A 16,199-nucleotide genomic window follows, 5' to 3' on the forward strand; every position below is an offset into this window, starting at 1 on the left:
GTCCGCGAATGCTTCCTGGCCGCCAGCCATTTGGCGGGAGCGCGGTAGGCCCCACAACGGCTGACGACCGCAGCGTCACGGCGCGTGGGTTTCAGGCGTGTAATGGGCGGTCAGATAGGCGATGATCTTCCCGGCAGTCTCGTCGCTGATGAAGGTCGCACCGTACTTCTCCTTCATCTTGTACACCTCGTCGTGCCACGTGCTCCCCGGCAGAGGCGGCTGGGACGAGATAAAAGTGGTGGCGTGGCAGACACTGCAGTTCGTCTGCACCAGTTCCACGTCCTGGCCGGGCACGAGCGGCGGCGTGTCCTGCGGAATGGTGCCGATGGCGTAACTGGCGTCGGCGGTGTAAGGCGTCCTGGCCACTTGATCAATCACGCCGCGTCGCTGATCGACATACTGGGCAACGGTGGTGGCTGGCGTGGCGGCAGTCGCCTGCCCGTTCTGGGACGCTGTTGTGATGGCACCTGATGCGCCGCGCCCAGAAGCAGCGGTGGTCGAGGTACCTCCAGAGGAGCTGGCTGGGTTTGCGTCTGGCCTGATGGTGAGTGCGAACAGGGGCGCGGCGATGGCGAGCGCCCCCAGCGGGATGAGCAGGGCCGTCAGTACCGGTGATTTCATGCTGCTCCTTACCCGGCACGGCCGACGGTGACCGTCTGGCGCTCGGTGGTGTTCCACAGGTACCCGGATGGATTCCAGATGGCGTCGTCCGTCTGCGTGGCACCGCTGGCGTCCGTCGCCCGCACCGCCAGGGTGTAGGTTCCGGCTTTTTTTGGCGTCCAGGCGAAGCTCCAGGGCCGGAACGCGTATTCACCGTGGTCTTCACCCAGATTCGCTTCCTTCCAGGTCTTGCCGTCGTCCGTGGACACCTCGACCTTCGTGACCGCGCCGCGCCCGCTGAATGCCAGGCCAGACACGGTCATCGGCAGCCCGGCGGGAACCTTCACGGTCTCATCGGGCGTCACCATGAACGACCGCACCGGCATGCTGCCCACGGGCCGGAACTTCACCGCCTTGTCCTTGACCGCCTGCGGCGTGGTCGTCCCCCGGAGGTTGTCGGGCTGGAGGTAGGCGGTCGCCATCCAGAAGTTGCTGTCCTTCTCGGTCAGCAGCCGGATGAAGCTCAAGGTCTTCATCCAGTAGGTGGCGAAGTACCCGGGCACGACCAGCCGCACCGGGAAGCCGTTGACCAGGGGCAGGGGCTGACCGTTCATGGCATACGCGACCAGGCACCGGTCAAGCACCGGGTCGTCCAGGTTCAGGCTCTTCTTGTATTCTGCTCCGCCGCTGCCGGGTGCGCCCGCGCCCCGATCCAGGCCCTGGAACTGCACCTGCACGCTGCCCGCCTTCACACCGGCCTTCCCCAGCAGGTCGCGCAGCCGCACCCCCGTCCAGGTGGCGCAGCCCATCGCCCCATTCCCCCACTGTCCGCCGGGGCGGCGCGGCTGAAACCGGGTGCGGCTGTTCCCGGTGCACTGCATCACGGCGTTCACGGTGACCGGCTCGAACTCACTCAGCAGCTGAGCCAGACTGAAGTCCACGCTTCGATCCACGTGGCCCTCCAGTTTTAGCCTCCAGGTGCTCAGGTCGATGCTGGATGGGAAGATCGAGAGGTTGGAACGGATGAAAAACGCGGCGGTCGGTGTGAGGGCGCTGGCGAAGTAGGCGCGGGGCGTCTCGTAGAGCGGCGGTCGGTCGACCAGTCGGATGAGCGGCACCTTCTGCGGCAGGGTGATCAACGGCCCCAGGCCGTTCCAGGTGCCGAGGGGGCCGGGGCCGCTGAAGATCGGGGCGGCGCTGGTGGGTACGCTGCGCTGAGCCAGGGCGCTGCGGCCCAGGGCGAGGGTGGCCCCGGTTCCGCCCAGCAGGGCCAGGGCCGAGCGGCGGGTGAGGAGCGGACGAAATTCGGTGTCGTCGTTCATAGGGCCTCCAGAAGAGGGTAAGAGGGTGCACGGAGGTTGGGACCGTCTTCACGCATAGGGCAGGCCGGTCTCCTTCGACAGGGATGGGCTCTGGAACAGGTGACCGTGCCATGCGCCGTGGGTCGTGCGGGCCGTGACCAGGATCCAGAGGGCCGCCAGGATGACGACCAGCACGTGTCCCAGGGTGGTGAAGAAGTCCAGATGGGTCAGGGCAGCGAGCGCGAAGGTGGCAGCTGTGTACACCCCGAGCGGGAAGGTCAGGCCCCACCAGCCGAGGTTGAAGGGCAGGCCGCCCTTGAGGAACCGCAGGGTGGTCAGGGTCGCCAGGGCGAGCCACCACGCCCCGAACCCCCAGAGCATCACGCCGCCGATCAGGCCCAGGCCTACGGCAACCGGGGCCAGCGCACTCAGCCCCTGGGCCTGCAGCACACGGGGCGCGGCCTCCCCGAGTTGCAGCAGCGCCAGTGCGCCTGTGCCCAGCGGCCCCAGCGGCAGGAACATGCTCACGCCCAGCTCGGCACCTGGGAGGTTGTGTTGCGCGAGGCGCAGCACGAGGATCGTGATGATCATCAGGGCCAGTGGTACCGAGAGGGCAAACAGCACGTAGCCGGAGTACACGAGCGTTCCAGCGCCCGCGATATCCAGGTGCGGCGCGATCAATCCGGCGCTGGCAGCCGCCACCTCCGAGGCGACCACGGGCAGCAGCCACAGCGCCGTCATCTTCTCCAGCGCGTGATCCTGACGGGTGAACATCAGGTAGGGCACGAGCAGGCCGACTCCGGCCGAGAGCAGGGCGTCGAAGGCCCAGAGGTCGCGGGCCAGCCGCGCCGCGTCCAGCCCCCAGTGCGGCACACCGAAGGTGATCAGGCCGTTCACGATGGTGGCCAGTCCCATCGGGACGGCTCCCAGGAACATGCTCTGCACCGGGTGGTGGAGTGTGGCCCGGCTGTCGGCCGGGTACATCACGATGCGGGCCAGCGAGAGCAGGGTGAACAGCGCGAACAGCGCCATATTGAGTATCCACAGCACCTCACCGGTGGCTGCTGCCCCTGGGAGGGGCAGCTTGGGCAGCGTCAGCGACAGGATGCCGGTGCCCATACAGGCGGTAAACCAGTTGGGCGTGAAGCCCCTGATGGCCTCCGTGGGGGCCGCCAGCCGATTCAGCGGGTGCGTCATGATCATTCCCACAGGGTAGGGAGGCTAAGCTATAAACTCAAATAGCATCTCATTGTAGAGACCCAAATTTAGTGTATATCGCGAGCATGGCCTTGAACCCCGAGCATCTCCTCACGTTCGTACAGGTGGTGCGGCACGGCAGCTTGAGCGGGGCGGCAGCGACCCTGAACCTGACGCAACCCGCGGTGTCCAGCCAGATGAAATTACTTACGCACGCGGTTGGGGAGCCGCTGTTCACCCGACACCGCGCTGGCGTGACGCTGACCACAGCGGGGGACGGCCTGCTGCCCCACGCCCTGGCGCTTGCACGTGCCCTCGACGGCGCTCAGGGCTACGTGCGCGACCTGCATGGGCTGGCCTCCGGTACGCTCAGTGTGGCCGCGAGCAGCACCGTCGCGGCGGCCATCGTGCCGGCCGTTCTCGCCCGCTTTCACGCGCAGTACCCGGCGGTGACCATTCACGTACGCCAGGGCAACACCAGCGAGGTCATGACCGCACTGCACGGTGGTCAGGTCGAGCTCGCACTGATTGAGGGCTCGGCAGGCCCCCTCGGCCCTGATCTGCAGGCCGAGGTCTTCGCTGAGGATCACCTGGTGCTGGTCACGTCTCCAGACCATCCACTGGCGCGTGCTGGAAGCGACCTGACGGCCCTGCCACTGGTGTGGCGGGAACGCGGATCCGGCACGCGGGAGGTGGCCGAACTCGCGCTGGCCCGGGCCGGTCTGTCAACGATCACGCTGCTGGAACTCCCCGGCACGGAGGCCGTCAAGGAAGCGGTGATCGGTGGCCTGGGAATGGCCTTCCTGTCTGATCTGCGGGTGCGGCGTGAACTGCGAGCAGGGATTCTCACGCAGGTGCCCGTGCAGCTCCCCGGACTGCGCCGGCCGCTGACGCAGGTCACACCCCCGCCAGAGCAGCAGTCCCGCGCCGCTCGGGCGTTCCTGCACCTGTTGCAGCACACCGCGCAGAACGCCACGGATGCTGGGCCAGGCGGAACCTGAAGACGGTTCGGGCCTGCCTACAGGCGTGTCTGGCTGTTGGAGGGAAACACAACGGCCTTTCTACCTTCTGCCAGTCACCGAACAGCAAGTGCGTGGAGTAGCAGGTCATCGTGGTTCAGGGACTGTTGAGGACAGTTCAGTTCGTCAGAAGAAAGCAGAAGGGCACCACAGGTCGGCGTTGAGAATGCACCTATCGTGGGATAACGAACGTTTGCGCAAGGACTTTGATGAGGTGATGGCGAGCAGGTTCCGGGGTTGCGAAACACTGTTGCATAATCAGCAGCATCCGCACTACGTTTTCGCAACCCCGGAGGCCCCATGCAGATCGGTTACGCCCGCGTCAGCAAGCAGCACGACCAAGACACCGCCGCCCAGCTCCGGGCCCTGGAGGCGGCCGGCGCAGAGCGCGTGTTCACCGAACACGCTTCGGGAGGACGCTGGGATCGCCCCGAACTCCACCGCATGCTCGACCAGCTGCGCCCCGGGGACGTGGTGGTCGTCTGGAAGCTCGACCGGCTCAGCCGCAGCCTGAAAGATCTGCTGCACCTGATGGAGCTGCTGGGTGAGCGGAACGTGGGCTTCCGCAGTCTGACCGAGGCCATCGACACCACCACGCCCGCCGGCCGGATGATGATGCAGATGGTCGGCGCCTTCGCCGAGTTCGAGCGCGCCATGATCCGCGAGCGCACCCTGGCGGGACTGGAGCAGGCGCGCTCCGAAGGGCGCGTCGGCGGACGTCGGCGCAAACTCCTCCCGCACCAGGAGCAGGACATCCGCGAGTCGGTGCAGGCCGGGCGGCGCACGGCAGCACAGTGCGCCCGGTTGTTCGGCGTGCATCCCAGCACCATCACCCGGCTCCTCCAGCGGTGAGCGCCGCATGCACCGCCCCTGGACGCCCGAGGAACTCGCCCACCACTTCACCCTGACCACTGGGGAACAGGCCTTTCTGGGCCACAAGGGCGCGGCCGCCACGCTCCACCTAGCCGCGCTGCTCAAGACCTTCCAGCTTCAGGGCGAGTTTCTGGATCGTCCGCAGGCGGTGCCTGCGGCGGTCATCGACGTCCTGGCCCAGCAACTCGGCCTCTCTCCAGTCCTGTGGGCGGAGGTGGACTGGTCAACCCGAACCGCGCGGCGCTACCGCGACGAGGTGGCGGATTTCTGCGGCTTCCGGGGGTTCCAAGCTTCCGATGAGGCCGCCCTCATCGCTCACCTCACGCCCCTGGTCGCCGACCTCAACACGGACTCGGAGGTTCTGAAGCAGCGCGGCCGGGAGTTTCTGCGGGGACAGCGTCTCGTTCCGCCCACGGCACAGCGGTTCGGACGCTGCCTGCGCGCGGCCGTGGGCGCACAGGCAGAGCACTGGATGCAGCGCGTCCAGCGCCAGCTCAGTTCCCAGACCTGTCGGGCCCTCGACGCCCTGATCAGCACCGACGCGGCGGCGGATGACCTGCAACCGCTGCTGGTCGTCCGCTCCACGCTGGCCACCCTCAAGGACACCGCCGGGCGGGTCAAGGTCGACACCGTCCTGGCGGAACTCGCCAAGCTCACCGAGCTGCGCGCCCTCGGCCTTCCGCCGCAGCTGTTTCAGGGGGTTCCTCCCAGAGTGCTCCAGCAGTACCGGCGCCGGGCCGCCAGTGAACCGCCCCGCGAATTGCGCCGCCATCCCGCTCCCCTGCGCCACGTCCTGCTCGCCGCGCTGTGCTGGGAGCGGCTGGTCGAGGTCACCGACGACCTGGTGGAACTGCTGATCTCGGTGGCCCACCACATCGGCACCCGCGCCGAGAGCAAGGTGGAGGCGGAGGTGCTGCGGCACCTCCGGCGGGTGCAGGGCAAGAGTGCGCTGCTGTTCAAACTCGCCAAGGCCGCCCGCGCCCAGCCGGAACGGGCGGTGCGGGACGTGATCTACCCGGTGGTTCCGGAGACGGTGCTCGACGACCTGATCCGCGAGATGGAGGCCGAGGGAACCTATGGCCGCGAGGTGCGCCTGGTCACGCGCAACTCGTACGGTCACCATTACCGCCGGGCGATCTCGCTGCTGCTCGGCGTCCTGACGTTCCGCTGCAACAACGACCGTCACCAGCCGATCATGCGGGCGCTTGCCCTGCTGACGAAGTACCGGGATCGCCGGATCGGCACCTTTCCCCTGGGCGAGGACGTCCCCCTGGGTGGCGTCGTCAAGGACGACTGGCAGGCCCTGGTGCTCGATGATGCCGAGGGGCGCAGGATCAACCGCGTCACCTACGAGATGTGCGTGCTGACCACGCTGCGCGACAAGATCCGCTGTAAGGAGGTGTGGATCGAGGGGGCCGGGCGCTTCCGCAATCCCGACGAGGACCTCCCGGGCGACTTCGAGCAGAAACGGGCCGAGTACTACTCGGCCCTGAACCAACCGGGTGAAGCGCAGACCTTCACCGCTCAACTCCGCACCCGGATGGAGCGCGCGCTGGACGCCCTGAACACCGACCTTCCCGACAACGCCAGGGTCAGGCTGATCACGTCCAAGAAAGGCAAGGGGCGGCTGTCGGTCTCCCCGCTCACGGCGCTCCCCGAACCGCAGAACATCACCCGGCTGGCGGCGGCGCTGGTGCAGCGCTGGCCGATGACCAACCTGCTGGACGTCCTGAAGGAGACCGAACTGCGTACCGGGTTCACCGACGCCTTCCACACGGTGGCTGCCCGTGAGGTGCTGAGCCGTGAGGTGGTGCAGCGCCGCCTGCTCCTGTGCCTGCATGGGATCGGCACCAACGCCGGTTTGAAGCGGATGTGCAGTGGGGGTGGGGAGGACAGCTTCGCTGACCTCCAGTACATCCGCCGCCGATACGTTCAGAAAGAGCAGCTCCGGGACGCCATCAGCCGCGTGTGCAACGCCATCTTCCAGGCCAGGGACGCCGCCCTGTGGGGCGAGGCCACCACCACCTGTGCCTCGGACAGCAAGAAGTTCGGGGCCTGGAACCAGAACCTGATGACCGAGTGGCACGCCCGCTACGGCGGCCCCGGCGTGATGGTGTACTGGCACGTGGAGCAGCATTCGGTGTGTATCTACAGCCAGCTCAAGCGCTGCTCAAGCAGTGAGGTGGCCGCCATGATCGAGGGGGTGCTCAGGCACGACACCGAGATGGAGGTGGACAAAAACTATGTCGATACCCACGGCCAGAGCGAGGTGGGCTTCGCGTTCTGCCACCTGCTCGGCTTCCAGCTCCTGCCGCGCCTGAAAAACATGGGGCGCCAGAAGCTGTACCGCGCGAACAGGGGCGAGCCGGAGAAGTACGCCCAGCTCCAGGCGATCCTGACCAGGCCGATCCAGTGGGAACTGATCGAGCAGCAGTACGACGAGATGATCAAGCTCGCCACCGCCCTGCGGCTGGGGACGGCGGACGCCGAGAGCATCCTGCGGCGCTTCACGCGCCAGAACGTCCAGCACCCGACGTACCGGGCGCTGGCCGAACTGGGGAAAGCGGTGAAGACCGCTTTCCTATGCGACTACCTGCGCCAGGAGGAGCTGCGCCGCGAGATTCACGAGGGCCTGCAGGTCATCGAATCGTGGAACAGCGCGAACGACTTCATCCTGTACGGCAAGGGCGGCGAATTCACCAGCAACCGGATCGACGAGCAGGAACTTCAGATGCTGGGCCTGCACCTGCTGCAGGTCAGCCTGATCTACGTCAACACCCTGATGATGCAGCAAGTACTCGCCCAGCCGGAGTGGCAGGGCCGGCTGACCGGGGCAGACCTGCGGGCGCTGACGCCGCTGAAGTGGCAGCACATCAACCCGTACGGCACCTTCACGCTGGACATGCACGAGCGGCTGCCCCTGGAGTTCTAGCGGGCGCAGACGAGTTGGCCAAAATGTTGGCCTTCGCTAGGTTAAGCCCTGTTTACGTGACAGCCTCTGCGGTTCCGCCTACTCAGCGCTGGAAGGGTCTGGGTCTTCGTCTTCCACCACGGCCCAGGGCTCAAACAGGAAGGGGTATCGCATGCAATAGAGCGGGATCTCGGGGTCTGCCTCTGGCAGTTTGTCCAGGGACATGACGTGTGTCTCCGGGCAACGTTCGTTCGCCACCCCCTGAATCTCGTTTTCTAGGATTGCCCGAAGTGAGTGCCCGGTGGTCTTGGCCTGATGAACCGCCATCTCCAGCTCAATCAGGTCCATGAGCAGCATGTCGTAGGACGCGTTGTTTAAAGGATCGGCGGGGTACTGCCGCAGGTGACGGCCCAACAGCCGCCCAGCTCGGGGGGGCAGATCGTGAACCAGCGCGATCACCAGAGGACGACCTGACGCGGCATCAATTTGGGTCTGCACGTCCTTGTACTCTGAAAGATGGGCCCGGAGGTCGGAGATCTTCCGTCCTGCCTTGTCAGGGTGAAGGGCCTCGAAGGCCGCACCGTAATTGCGTTTTAAACGCGGTGCCGTCGGATCGGGAGCGGTCGTGGGTCGAGTTCGCGTGGCCTTGGCCTCAATCAGGATGGGGCGGTCGTCTCTAGGATCCAGCAGCAAGAGGTCGGGCCCCTTAATCCGCTCCCTTGTAGTACGCCAGTACTCCCGTTCAGACACGACCCGCGCTGGCGGGGGAAAGGCGTCCTGAAAGAGGTGCAGAAGGTACGTCTCCAGTGCTTTCCCGCGGGTGTTGTTGTAGGCGTCCTGCTTATCTGCCGGTATGGCTGCATCAAGCAGGGTGAGCAGCGTGTGGGATACCGCGATGCGTAGGCTGCTGCCCTCTGGAAGGACGTATTGCCCGTTCTTGAGGCGCACCAGGGGGCGGTGGTCTAGTGCGAAGGGGATGGTCTGTGGGGTGTCCGTCAGCCCCAGATGCATATGGCTGTCCTGCCAGGCACGTAGCTCTGGTACGGTGGCCGAGAGACAGGCGAGCGCTGCGTCCACCACCGCCCGGGGAATCCGTAAGGCCTGCGTAAACCGCTCGGCAGTGAACTGGAGGTGCTGAAGGCGCCAGGGTCGCCCACCTTCCACCAATGCGAACCAGACCTCCATCCTCTCAACTTGAGAGTTGAGGTGCAGGGCTTGATCGACGCCTTCGCCACAGGAGAGCTGCCAGGCTTCGAGCAGGATGATGAAGCGCAGCAGGTCGACCAGGGACAGCCCGTAGCGGTCGGCGAACACCTGATCGACATCGAGGTATTTCTTTCCCTGTGGGGCCGAAGCGATCAGGTGGCCGTACACCTGCTGGGCCCGGGCCGCCAACGTGATGTTCTGGTGCCTCAGTTGATTGGCCATCAACGGCAGGAGAAGCGTGAACAGGGTGTCTCGCTCCTCGGGCATGTGAAGACCGTCCACGGTCATGCACTCGGTCCAGCGCTGATCCAACTCACGTGCGGTGATCCGTTGCGTCTTGTACTCGGCGGCTTTCGAGCGCAGGACGGCGAGGAGAAACAGGCGCCGGAGTGCGAAGACCAGCAGCGTCCGCGCCGCTGGGACTTTGCCCTGCAAAGGCTCGTCGCTCACGTTGAACAGGGCGCTGAGGGTGAGCAGGTCCGTGAGGTCGTACGGGTTCAACCTCTCCCCGATCTCGTCAATGGTGGACGGTGGAGGACGGGTCGCCCTGGGGTTCCTGCGCTGATCCGGAGGAATACGGGATACCCGCTTGCTGCTCATGCGAGGCGACTCCACTGGGGAGCGGTGGAACGTGTCCACCACCCGACACGTGGCCGGAAGCGCCCCCCAACGTTCTTCATCGAGCTGATTGCGTCACGAAGGCGACGTTGAATTTGGGCATCGCGAACAGTATGGCGTAACCCATGTCCCAGCGCGGCCCAGTTGCGACTGCAACACTTTGAAGGGTTGTGTCGCCTTAGAGCCAGGATCAGAACACGTGTTCAAACAGCGTGCCGGGACGTGGCTGCTGACTGCCCTGCAGGAGTTCCGGGAACAGGAACGGCATGCCACGTCTTTCGCACCGCAGGTGATATTCGAGGTGGGCGTGGTAGCGCTGGCTGGGCAGGACGATGAGGTTGTCCGGGGCATTATTGGTGCTGTTGCCGTCCTTGTGGTGGACGACTTCGCCGGCCAGCAGGGGGCGGCCCAGCAGCTGTTCGGCAAGGACGCGGTGCAGCGTACGGCGACGGCCGGTGCGGGTGTCTCTGATTCTGATGTAGCGTTTGTAGTGTCGCATGTGAAGGCCGCTCCAGTCATTACCGGGCACAAGATGAAGAACGTTGGAGATCACGTTTTTAATGATGTTAGTCTAACATAACTTATAACGTTACTTTCAAGGTCAAATCTGAAGTGTCTTCTCGGAGTAACCTGAATTTCACTTATTTCATTTGACTGCGGTATACTGCGGGCATGACTGTGGCGTTCACCCCTCCCCAGCAGGATCTGGAGCAGCTCAAGGTCCTGGCCGAGCGCCTCTCCCAGGCGGACGGCCCCCTCGAGCTCGTGCTCGGGCAGGGCGATCACGCCCAGCGGATCACGCTCTCGCCCCTGGTGGCCCAGCTGCTCCAGGCCTCCGTCCAGGAACTGGGGGACGGCCACACCGTCGCCCTGGTCGCCACGGAGCAGGAACTCACCCCCGCCGCCGCGGCCCGGCTGCTCGGCGTCAGCCGCCCTCACCTCGTCAATGCCCTGCTCCACACCGGCCAGTTGCCGTACCGCATGGAAGGCACCCATCACCGCATCGCCCTGACTGACGTGCTCGCCTACCGCGACGAGCGCGACCGGCGTCACGCCGCGGCGGACGCCCTGACGCGGCTGACGGAAGACCTCCAGCTGTACGAGCAGCCAGCAGGGAACCCACAGTAAGTGACGGCCGGCCCGTCACCCCACCTTCCAGAAGCGTTCTGCGACGCCAACGTGCTCTACCCCTCGCTGCTCCGTGATCTGCTCATCCGGCTGGACATCGAGGGCCTGTGCCGCCTGCGGTGGTCGGACGAGGTCAACGAGGAATGGATCCACGCGCTCGTCCGTGACCGCGGCCTGCCGAGGGCACCCCTCGACCAGACCCGGCTGCTGATGGACGCGGCCGTCCCCCACGCCCGGGTCACGGACTACCAGCACCTCATGCCAGGGCTGCACCTGCCGGATCCCGACGACCGGCATGTGCTGGCTGCCGCCCTTCACAGCGGTGCCCCTGCCCTGATCACCTTCAACCTGACCGACTTCCCGGCGGCCGCCGTGCCTGGCACCGCCCTGGCGGTGGTGCATCCTGACGGCTGGCTGGCCCCGGTGCTCGCGTAGCACCCGCAGGCCACTGATCGGGTGCTGCGTCGGCTCATGGCACCATTTAAGAAGCCTACGCTCACCAGCAGCGATGTGGCCACGGCGTTGTCCCACCTGCAGCTCCCACAGTCAGCTGCCGTACTGCAGGACATGCTCGACCAGTGAATCTGTTAGGTTACTTCACAGGTTGATTTCAACGTTAGCAATAACGTTTGATTTGAGGTGCACATGATCTATGTGGTAGGCGGCATCAAGGGTGGGAGTGGCAAGACGACCGTGGCGACAAACCTGGCGGTGGCCCTGGCGCTGGATGGACGGGATGTCCTGCTCGTAGACGCCGACGACCAGGAAACGGCGACGGACTTCTCCGCGTGGCGGAACGAACGCCAGGGTGGACAGACGGGTTATACCGCCGTCCAGTTGACCGGGCAGGCGGCCCGTGAGGAACTCAGGAAACTGGCGGCCAAATTCCAAGACGTCGTGATCGATACCGGGGGGCGCGACACGACCAGCCAGCGGGCCGCCCTGACCGTGGCCGACCTGTACCTCGTGCCATTCAACCCCCGCAGCTTCGATGTGTGGACCCTGGAGAAGGTGGCGCGGCTGATCCAGGAGATCCGGACAGTCAACCCGGAACTGAAGGCCCACGCGTTCCTGAACCGGGCCGATCCCCGTGGCAGCGACAACGACGACGCGGCGGAGGCCCTCAAGGAATCGGAGGCCCTGGCCTTCCTCGACGCGCCGCTCGGGAACCGCAAGGCCTACGCCAACGCGGCCGCGCAGGGCCTGGGTGTGCTGGAGCTCCGACCGGACGACCGCAAGGCATCCCAGGAATTCCTGCACTTGTACCGGCAGGTCACCGGCAGGGAACCGCAGTTCGCAGCGGGCAGGGGAGAGTAGGCATGGCCGTCTCGCGTGCCCCCAAACGGCCACCCGCTCCGCCGGCCATCCCGGAAGACCGGGTACAGGAAGTCATTCGCCGCGGGGGCACGGTCGCCGCGGATCTCACCCTGCCCACCGCAAGGGAAGCCGACGCTCAGGTCGACGAGCTGAAGAACGTCCAGCTCCGACTCTACGAGAGCACGCTGGGTGAGATTGACCGCCTCCGGCAGGCCGCGTCCAGAGGGAGGCGGCCGAAGTCACGCCATGCCTGGCTGGTCGATGCCATCGAGGAAAAGCTGGAACGGGAACGTCGAAAACAACGTTGAAAAGAATATTGGATTAAACGTCGCTGAAAACCTCGGATCCGGTGTTGGTAGTAACGATACGCGTATGGCTTTTTCCTCTTCTATGCTGCATACCGTACGTCTGCCGCACCCGTGGTCGTCAATCGTGCCTGCCCCAACATCACCAGTGTCGCAATGATCTCTTCCACCTGACTGGGCCTTGCGCCTGTGAAGGCCAACGCAACCTCACGTGAGGTCAGCGGCTGTCCTGCCTGCTGCAGACGTTGACGCACCGCCTGAACCTGCGCCGGCAGGGACGTTGGGAAGGGCTGGAGTGCCGCCACTTTCGGCACGGTAGGGGGCACCGCAATTCCTAGGCCCTCCTGCACACGGCGTCCTGGATCCTGGTATTCGGGTCGAAGGTAGCGAACGGTGCCCGCGCGTTCCTCCGCAGCCCGAGCGGCATTGAGGGAAGCGAGGGTTGCCAGGATGTCCTGGTCTGACGGCCGCGATGCGGTGCCGTAGGCAGCTGCGACTGCCTCATCCAGCCGGTCATGAAGCTCCCTGAGCACCGTGATGAGGCCTTGATCGTGAATCTTCTGTTCGGCGGCATCAAGGGGCTCCCCACTCCTGAGCTTGGCGAGGACGTTGTACATCCCTGTCAGCGTCAGGGCCGGGTGAATCTCCTGCCTGGCCTTCCGATGGTCATCGAGGGCCTGAGCGGACTCACGGATTTGGCCCTGCTGTTCCGGGGTGGCGTATGGGAACGGGAACGTCTCGAAACAGGTCGTCTTGTTGTAGCGGGGATCATTGCCCACCCCTAGCCTGCTTCCCTGAGCGAGAGACCACACCACGTGGTGTCGGCTGCTCAGCACTCCGAGGTGGTACGCGTCCTCGAAGCCAAAGGTCACCAGCGTGCTGTCGGGGACAACGCTGGCGTCAATAAATTGGAAGACCTGGTGCTTCGCTGTCTCCAGCGTCACCACGTAGCGGGTCAGCCCTGCCGTGAACGCCCGGAACACGGGCCGCGAGTGACCCAGCACCCACCAGAGCTCCCGGAACAGGGCGTTGTTGTTTTGCTGACGCAGGTCATAGACGTGGTTGCGCAGGTGCTGGTAGAGGGCGGGGAACTCGGAGCGTACTCCCTCTTCAGGAAGACCGTGGAAGTCGATGACGTACTTTCCACGTGTCCGGCTCATCAGATCCCGCCCATTAACGTAGGGGCGGACGTGCCTGGCCACCACGGGATCCGTCATCGCTCCGAAGCTTGCGGCTTCGTCCTCAGTCAGCAGAAATCCCGCGCCAATGGTTTTCATACCGACGGCGCAGAGTCCATCGTTGGCTTTCAACGGAAGTGTGTCGGTCAGGTTCACGCCAACCGTCAGGTTCGGGTGGATCATGCCGGTCACGCTGGAGGTCTCGCCGACCAGCGTGTCGCCTTCACCGGCCGTGTCCAGCTCACGCGTCACCGTCGTGAGCTCGCCACTTGTCCGGCCGGCCTCGCCGACGGTCATGGCCACCCGCACCGCCGCCCCATCAGCGGCATCCACCCAGGGATGATCGGGAATAGCGGACACCAGCGACAGGGGGGTGGTCTCGTTCTGGAGATGACCTTCGAGAACCCGCCGGTTGTAGGCCTGGGAAATGGAATTGGTGGTGATGAAACCGAAGCGACGCACCGCTCCCGCCCGAACCAGCTCAGCGGCCCGATCCCACCACCGCAGTACGAAGTCGGTGGCCTGCGGCACCTGGGGCCACGCCGCCTGAAGGGCATCCACGTAGCCGTCCCCGAGCGTCTCGCGCATGCGTTTCGAACCGAGAAACGGTGGTTTCCCACGATGTAGTCCGCCCGTGGCCAGGGTGCCGGCCGAGGATTGAGGTAGTCCTCGTCCTGACGTGTAGCCGCCTCATCCGGAACGTTGACTCCAGTGACCGGGTGCACCCTGAAGGTCGCGCCGTCCCAGCGGGTGACGGGAAGGCCGGTGCTCGTGACCCGGGGACGTCGGTCGTCGTAGGCGAGCACCGCATCTCCCTGGCGGATGTTATGGAAAGCCTGGAGGATCGGCTCTGGAGGCCGGGCCTTCCCATGTTCCCGGGCGTACAGCTGGAGGTAGCCGATCCACAGCACCAGCTCGGCCACGCTGGCGGCCCTGGGATTGAGCTCAATGCCCAAGAACTGCTCCGGGCTCACACCTATCAGGGGGGCGGGTCCGCCCAGGGCGACCAGCGTTTCCACGACCTCGGCCTCAAGGCGTTTCATCAGTTCCATGCTGACGTACAGGAAATTGCCCGTCCCACATGCGGGATCAAGCACCTTCGTTTCCTGGAGATGCCCCAGGAAGCGCTCGACCAGGGTACGGGCCTTCCTCCGGGCCGCGTCGTTGCCCTCATTTCTGTCCAGGGTGTTCTGAACTTCCACCTGCGTGTTGCGCCAGGTCTCACGCAGCGGCACCATCACCGTCTGATTCACCAGACGCTCCACGTACGCCCGTGGCGTGTAGTGGGCACCCAGCCTGTGCCGCTCCACCGGGTTCAGGGCACGCTCGACAAGCGTCCCGAAGATGCTAGGTTCTACCTGACTCCAGTCATGTTCGGCCGCCTGAATGAGCAGGTTCAACTGCGGGTCGGTGACCGGCAGCACCTCCACCCCTTCGAACAGTCCGCCATTGAAGTGCAGCACCTGCTCCTGCAGCGCGACGCTGTACCCACCCGTCGCCATCTTGCTCCACAGCTCCTCGACGGTCGGGACGAAGGCCTCCAGTCGTCCTCGCAGGGTCTCCAGCGTGCGGCGGAACCGGAAGTCGGAGATCAGGCCGACATCTTCCGCGAACATGGTGAAGATCATCCGCGTGAGAAAGGCGCTCACGCGTTCGGAACTCAGGAACTGCCCCTGCGCATCAGTCTGCCGTTCCAGACTGCGGCTGAGGGTGGCCAGCGTCTCGGCCACCTGCCGGGTGACCCGGGCGGCATGGTGGCTGGGATCGAGGCTGAGTGGGTCGAGCCAGATTCGTCGCAGCCGCTCACGTACGTCCTCGCGTCGGAGGTCGTCGAGGAGAATCCGGTGGGTTCGGGCTTCGGGGAAGGGCAGGTAAGCGCCGCCTGTCCGGGTGAATTCCGCGTAGACCTCGATGGCATGGCCGACGTCCACGACCAAAATGAATGGCGGTCTGCCCTCGCTGGGTGGCAGGAGCCGGACATACTGCTCGGCCTGCTCGCGCGCGCGCCGCATGAAGGTGTCCCACCCTGCAGTACCCCGCGTCCCATGTCCCTTCTTGCGCAGCTTCTTCCCCATTGCAGTCAGCAGCGCCTCTTCCTCGGCCACCTCGCGCTCGACACCCTGTTTCGCTTCCAGCACGAAACTGCCCCGGCGATAGAGGTCGATGCGCCGGACGCTGCGCTGCCCCTCATCGTGGGCCTCAACCACACTGCGTTCCAGGACGTATGCGTTATCCCGATCGTCAGGTCGGGTCGGTTCCGGTTCAGGCACGCCGAGCACGCGGCACAGTTCACTGAGGAACTGCCCGTAGTTGGCACGCTCGGCACCGCCGGAGCCGGCCCAGCGCTGGATAAAAGTGTCCACGTTCATTCGTCGCCTGGAGTCTGTCATACCGTCGTGGCGTCGCGAGGCGCAAGATGTTCGTTGCCTACAAATAGGAAGGCACTGATCTACTCTGTAGCGGCTGTGTTGGGAGGACGGGTCAGCACATGCTAGGCCGTGGCCTGGATGCCGTACCTGCGCTGACACTGGCCTCTACGCCGTGCA

Annotated in this window: 13 protein-coding genes and 2 pseudogenes; 7 read left to right on the top strand and 8 right to left on the bottom strand. The window is 65.3% G+C overall.

All coding sequences use genetic code 11. The annotated features are described in order from the left end of the window. Positions 1-75: 75 nt before the first annotated feature. The 3 genes from U2P90_RS18975 to U2P90_RS18985 are packed head-to-tail and all read right to left on the bottom strand — an operon-like array spanning position 76 to position 3,098. Positions 76-621: a cytochrome c gene (locus U2P90_RS18975; protein WP_295814236.1), complete on the bottom strand. Its 546-nt coding sequence runs from the start codon at positions 619-621 to the stop codon at positions 76-78. Between the two features lie 8 nt (positions 622-629). Continuing rightward, on the bottom strand, positions 630-1,922 hold the full coding sequence (locus U2P90_RS18980; RefSeq protein WP_295814238.1) for a molybdopterin-dependent oxidoreductase: 1,293 nt from the start codon (positions 1,920-1,922) through the stop codon (positions 630-632). A gap of 48 nt (positions 1,923-1,970) precedes the next feature. Beyond that, positions 1,971-3,098 (bottom strand): TDT family transporter, encoded by a 1,128-nt coding sequence (locus U2P90_RS18985; RefSeq protein WP_295814241.1) that lies wholly within the window; start codon positions 3,096-3,098, stop codon positions 1,971-1,973. Between the two features lie 86 nt (positions 3,099-3,184). Here U2P90_RS18985 and U2P90_RS18990 point away from each other — a divergent pair, with 86 nt between their 5' ends. The 3 genes from U2P90_RS18990 to U2P90_RS19000 all read left to right on the top strand — a co-directional run bounded on the left by U2P90_RS18990 (position 3,185) and on the right by U2P90_RS19000 (position 7,922). Continuing rightward, complete coding sequence (locus U2P90_RS18990) at positions 3,185-4,099, top strand: LysR substrate-binding domain-containing protein (RefSeq protein ID WP_295814244.1); 915 nt, start codon at positions 3,185-3,187, stop codon at positions 4,097-4,099. A 318-nt stretch (positions 4,100-4,417) separates the two neighbouring features. Further along, positions 4,418-4,969 carry a recombinase family protein gene (locus tag U2P90_RS18995; protein WP_295814246.1) on the top strand — a complete coding sequence of 184 codons (552 nt, stop codon included), beginning with the start codon at positions 4,418-4,420 and terminating at the stop codon, positions 4,967-4,969. Positions 4,970-4,976: 7 nt separating this feature from the next. After that, on the top strand, positions 4,977-7,922 hold the full coding sequence (locus U2P90_RS19000) for a Tn3 family transposase (RefSeq protein WP_295814249.1): 2,946 nt from the start codon (positions 4,977-4,979) through the stop codon (positions 7,920-7,922). 78 nt (positions 7,923-8,000) lie between these two features. On the opposite strand, the gene U2P90_RS19005 is transcribed toward U2P90_RS19000, so the two are convergent. Together U2P90_RS19005 and U2P90_RS19010 are read right to left on the bottom strand one after the other, a co-directional pair. Next, on the bottom strand, positions 8,001-9,707 hold the full coding sequence (locus U2P90_RS19005; RefSeq protein WP_322474760.1) for a hypothetical protein: 1,707 nt from the start codon (positions 9,705-9,707) through the stop codon (positions 8,001-8,003). A 208-nt stretch (positions 9,708-9,915) separates the two neighbouring features. Continuing rightward, positions 9,916-10,278: an HNH endonuclease gene (locus tag U2P90_RS19010; RefSeq protein WP_322474761.1), complete on the bottom strand. Its 363-nt coding sequence runs from the start codon at positions 10,276-10,278 to the stop codon at positions 9,916-9,918. 119 nt (positions 10,279-10,397) lie between these two features. Between U2P90_RS19010 and U2P90_RS19015 the strand changes: the two genes are divergently transcribed. The 4 genes from U2P90_RS19015 to U2P90_RS19030 all read left to right on the top strand — a co-directional run bounded on the left by U2P90_RS19015 (position 10,398) and on the right by U2P90_RS19030 (position 12,478). After that, complete coding sequence (locus U2P90_RS19015; RefSeq protein ID WP_322474762.1) at positions 10,398-10,853, top strand: helix-turn-helix domain-containing protein; 456 nt, start codon at positions 10,398-10,400, stop codon at positions 10,851-10,853. After that, complete coding sequence (locus tag U2P90_RS19020) at positions 10,854-11,288, top strand: PIN domain-containing protein (RefSeq protein WP_322474763.1); 435 nt, start codon at positions 10,854-10,856, stop codon at positions 11,286-11,288. Between the two features lie 210 nt (positions 11,289-11,498). Next, positions 11,499-12,170, top strand: a complete 672-nt coding sequence (locus U2P90_RS19025; RefSeq protein ID WP_322474764.1) for an AAA family ATPase — start codon at positions 11,499-11,501, stop codon at positions 12,168-12,170. A 2-nt stretch (positions 12,171-12,172) separates the two neighbouring features. Next, on the top strand, positions 12,173-12,478 hold the full coding sequence (locus tag U2P90_RS19030; RefSeq protein ID WP_295821749.1) for a hypothetical protein: 306 nt from the start codon (positions 12,173-12,175) through the stop codon (positions 12,476-12,478). An 80-nt stretch (positions 12,479-12,558) separates the two neighbouring features. Here the strand turns inward: U2P90_RS19030 and U2P90_RS19035 are convergent, their stop codons facing one another. The 3 genes and pseudogenes from U2P90_RS19035 to U2P90_RS19045 form a co-directional block, all read right to left on the bottom strand. Continuing rightward, a complete protein-coding gene (locus U2P90_RS19035; protein WP_322474886.1) occupies positions 12,559-13,986 on the bottom strand; it encodes a type IIL restriction-modification enzyme MmeI in 1,428 nt (475 codons plus the stop codon). A 12-nt stretch (positions 13,987-13,998) separates the two neighbouring features. After that, a pseudogene (locus tag U2P90_RS19040) lies at positions 13,999-14,241 on the bottom strand (hypothetical protein); the annotation flags it as partial. A 275-nt stretch (positions 14,242-14,516) separates the two neighbouring features. Then, positions 14,517-16,043 (bottom strand): annotated as a pseudogene (locus U2P90_RS19045) (type IIL restriction-modification enzyme MmeI); the annotation flags it as partial. Between the last annotated feature and the right edge of the window lie 156 nt (positions 16,044-16,199).

The sequence above is a fragment of the Deinococcus sp. AB2017081 genome, from assembly GCF_034440735.1.
Classification (GTDB): domain Bacteria; phylum Deinococcota; class Deinococci; order Deinococcales; family Deinococcaceae; genus Deinococcus; species Deinococcus rufus.

Excerpts from the sequence above, each read along its gene's own strand:
- U2P90_RS18975 (WP_295814236.1), bottom strand. The coding sequence starts at position 621 with ATGAAATCACCGGTACTGACGGCCCTGCTCATCCCGCTGGGGGCGCTC.
- U2P90_RS18980 (WP_295814238.1), bottom strand. The coding sequence starts at position 1,922 with ATGAACGACGACACCGAATTTCGTCCGCTCCTCACCCGCCGCTCGGCC.
- U2P90_RS18985 (WP_295814241.1), bottom strand. The coding sequence starts at position 3,098 with ATGACGCACCCGCTGAATCGGCTGGCGGCCCCCACGGAGGCCATCAGG.
- U2P90_RS18990 (WP_295814244.1), top strand. The coding sequence starts at position 3,185 with ATGGCCTTGAACCCCGAGCATCTCCTCACGTTCGTACAGGTGGTGCGG.
- U2P90_RS18995 (WP_295814246.1), top strand. The coding sequence starts at position 4,418 with ATGCAGATCGGTTACGCCCGCGTCAGCAAGCAGCACGACCAAGACACC.
- U2P90_RS19000 (WP_295814249.1), top strand. The coding sequence starts at position 4,977 with ATGCACCGCCCCTGGACGCCCGAGGAACTCGCCCACCACTTCACCCTG.
- U2P90_RS19005 (WP_322474760.1), bottom strand. The coding sequence starts at position 9,707 with ATGAGCAGCAAGCGGGTATCCCGTATTCCTCCGGATCAGCGCAGGAAC.
- U2P90_RS19015 (WP_322474762.1), top strand. The coding sequence starts at position 10,398 with ATGACTGTGGCGTTCACCCCTCCCCAGCAGGATCTGGAGCAGCTCAAG.
- U2P90_RS19025 (WP_322474764.1), top strand. The coding sequence starts at position 11,499 with ATGATCTATGTGGTAGGCGGCATCAAGGGTGGGAGTGGCAAGACGACC.
- U2P90_RS19030 (WP_295821749.1), top strand. The coding sequence starts at position 12,173 with ATGGCCGTCTCGCGTGCCCCCAAACGGCCACCCGCTCCGCCGGCCATC.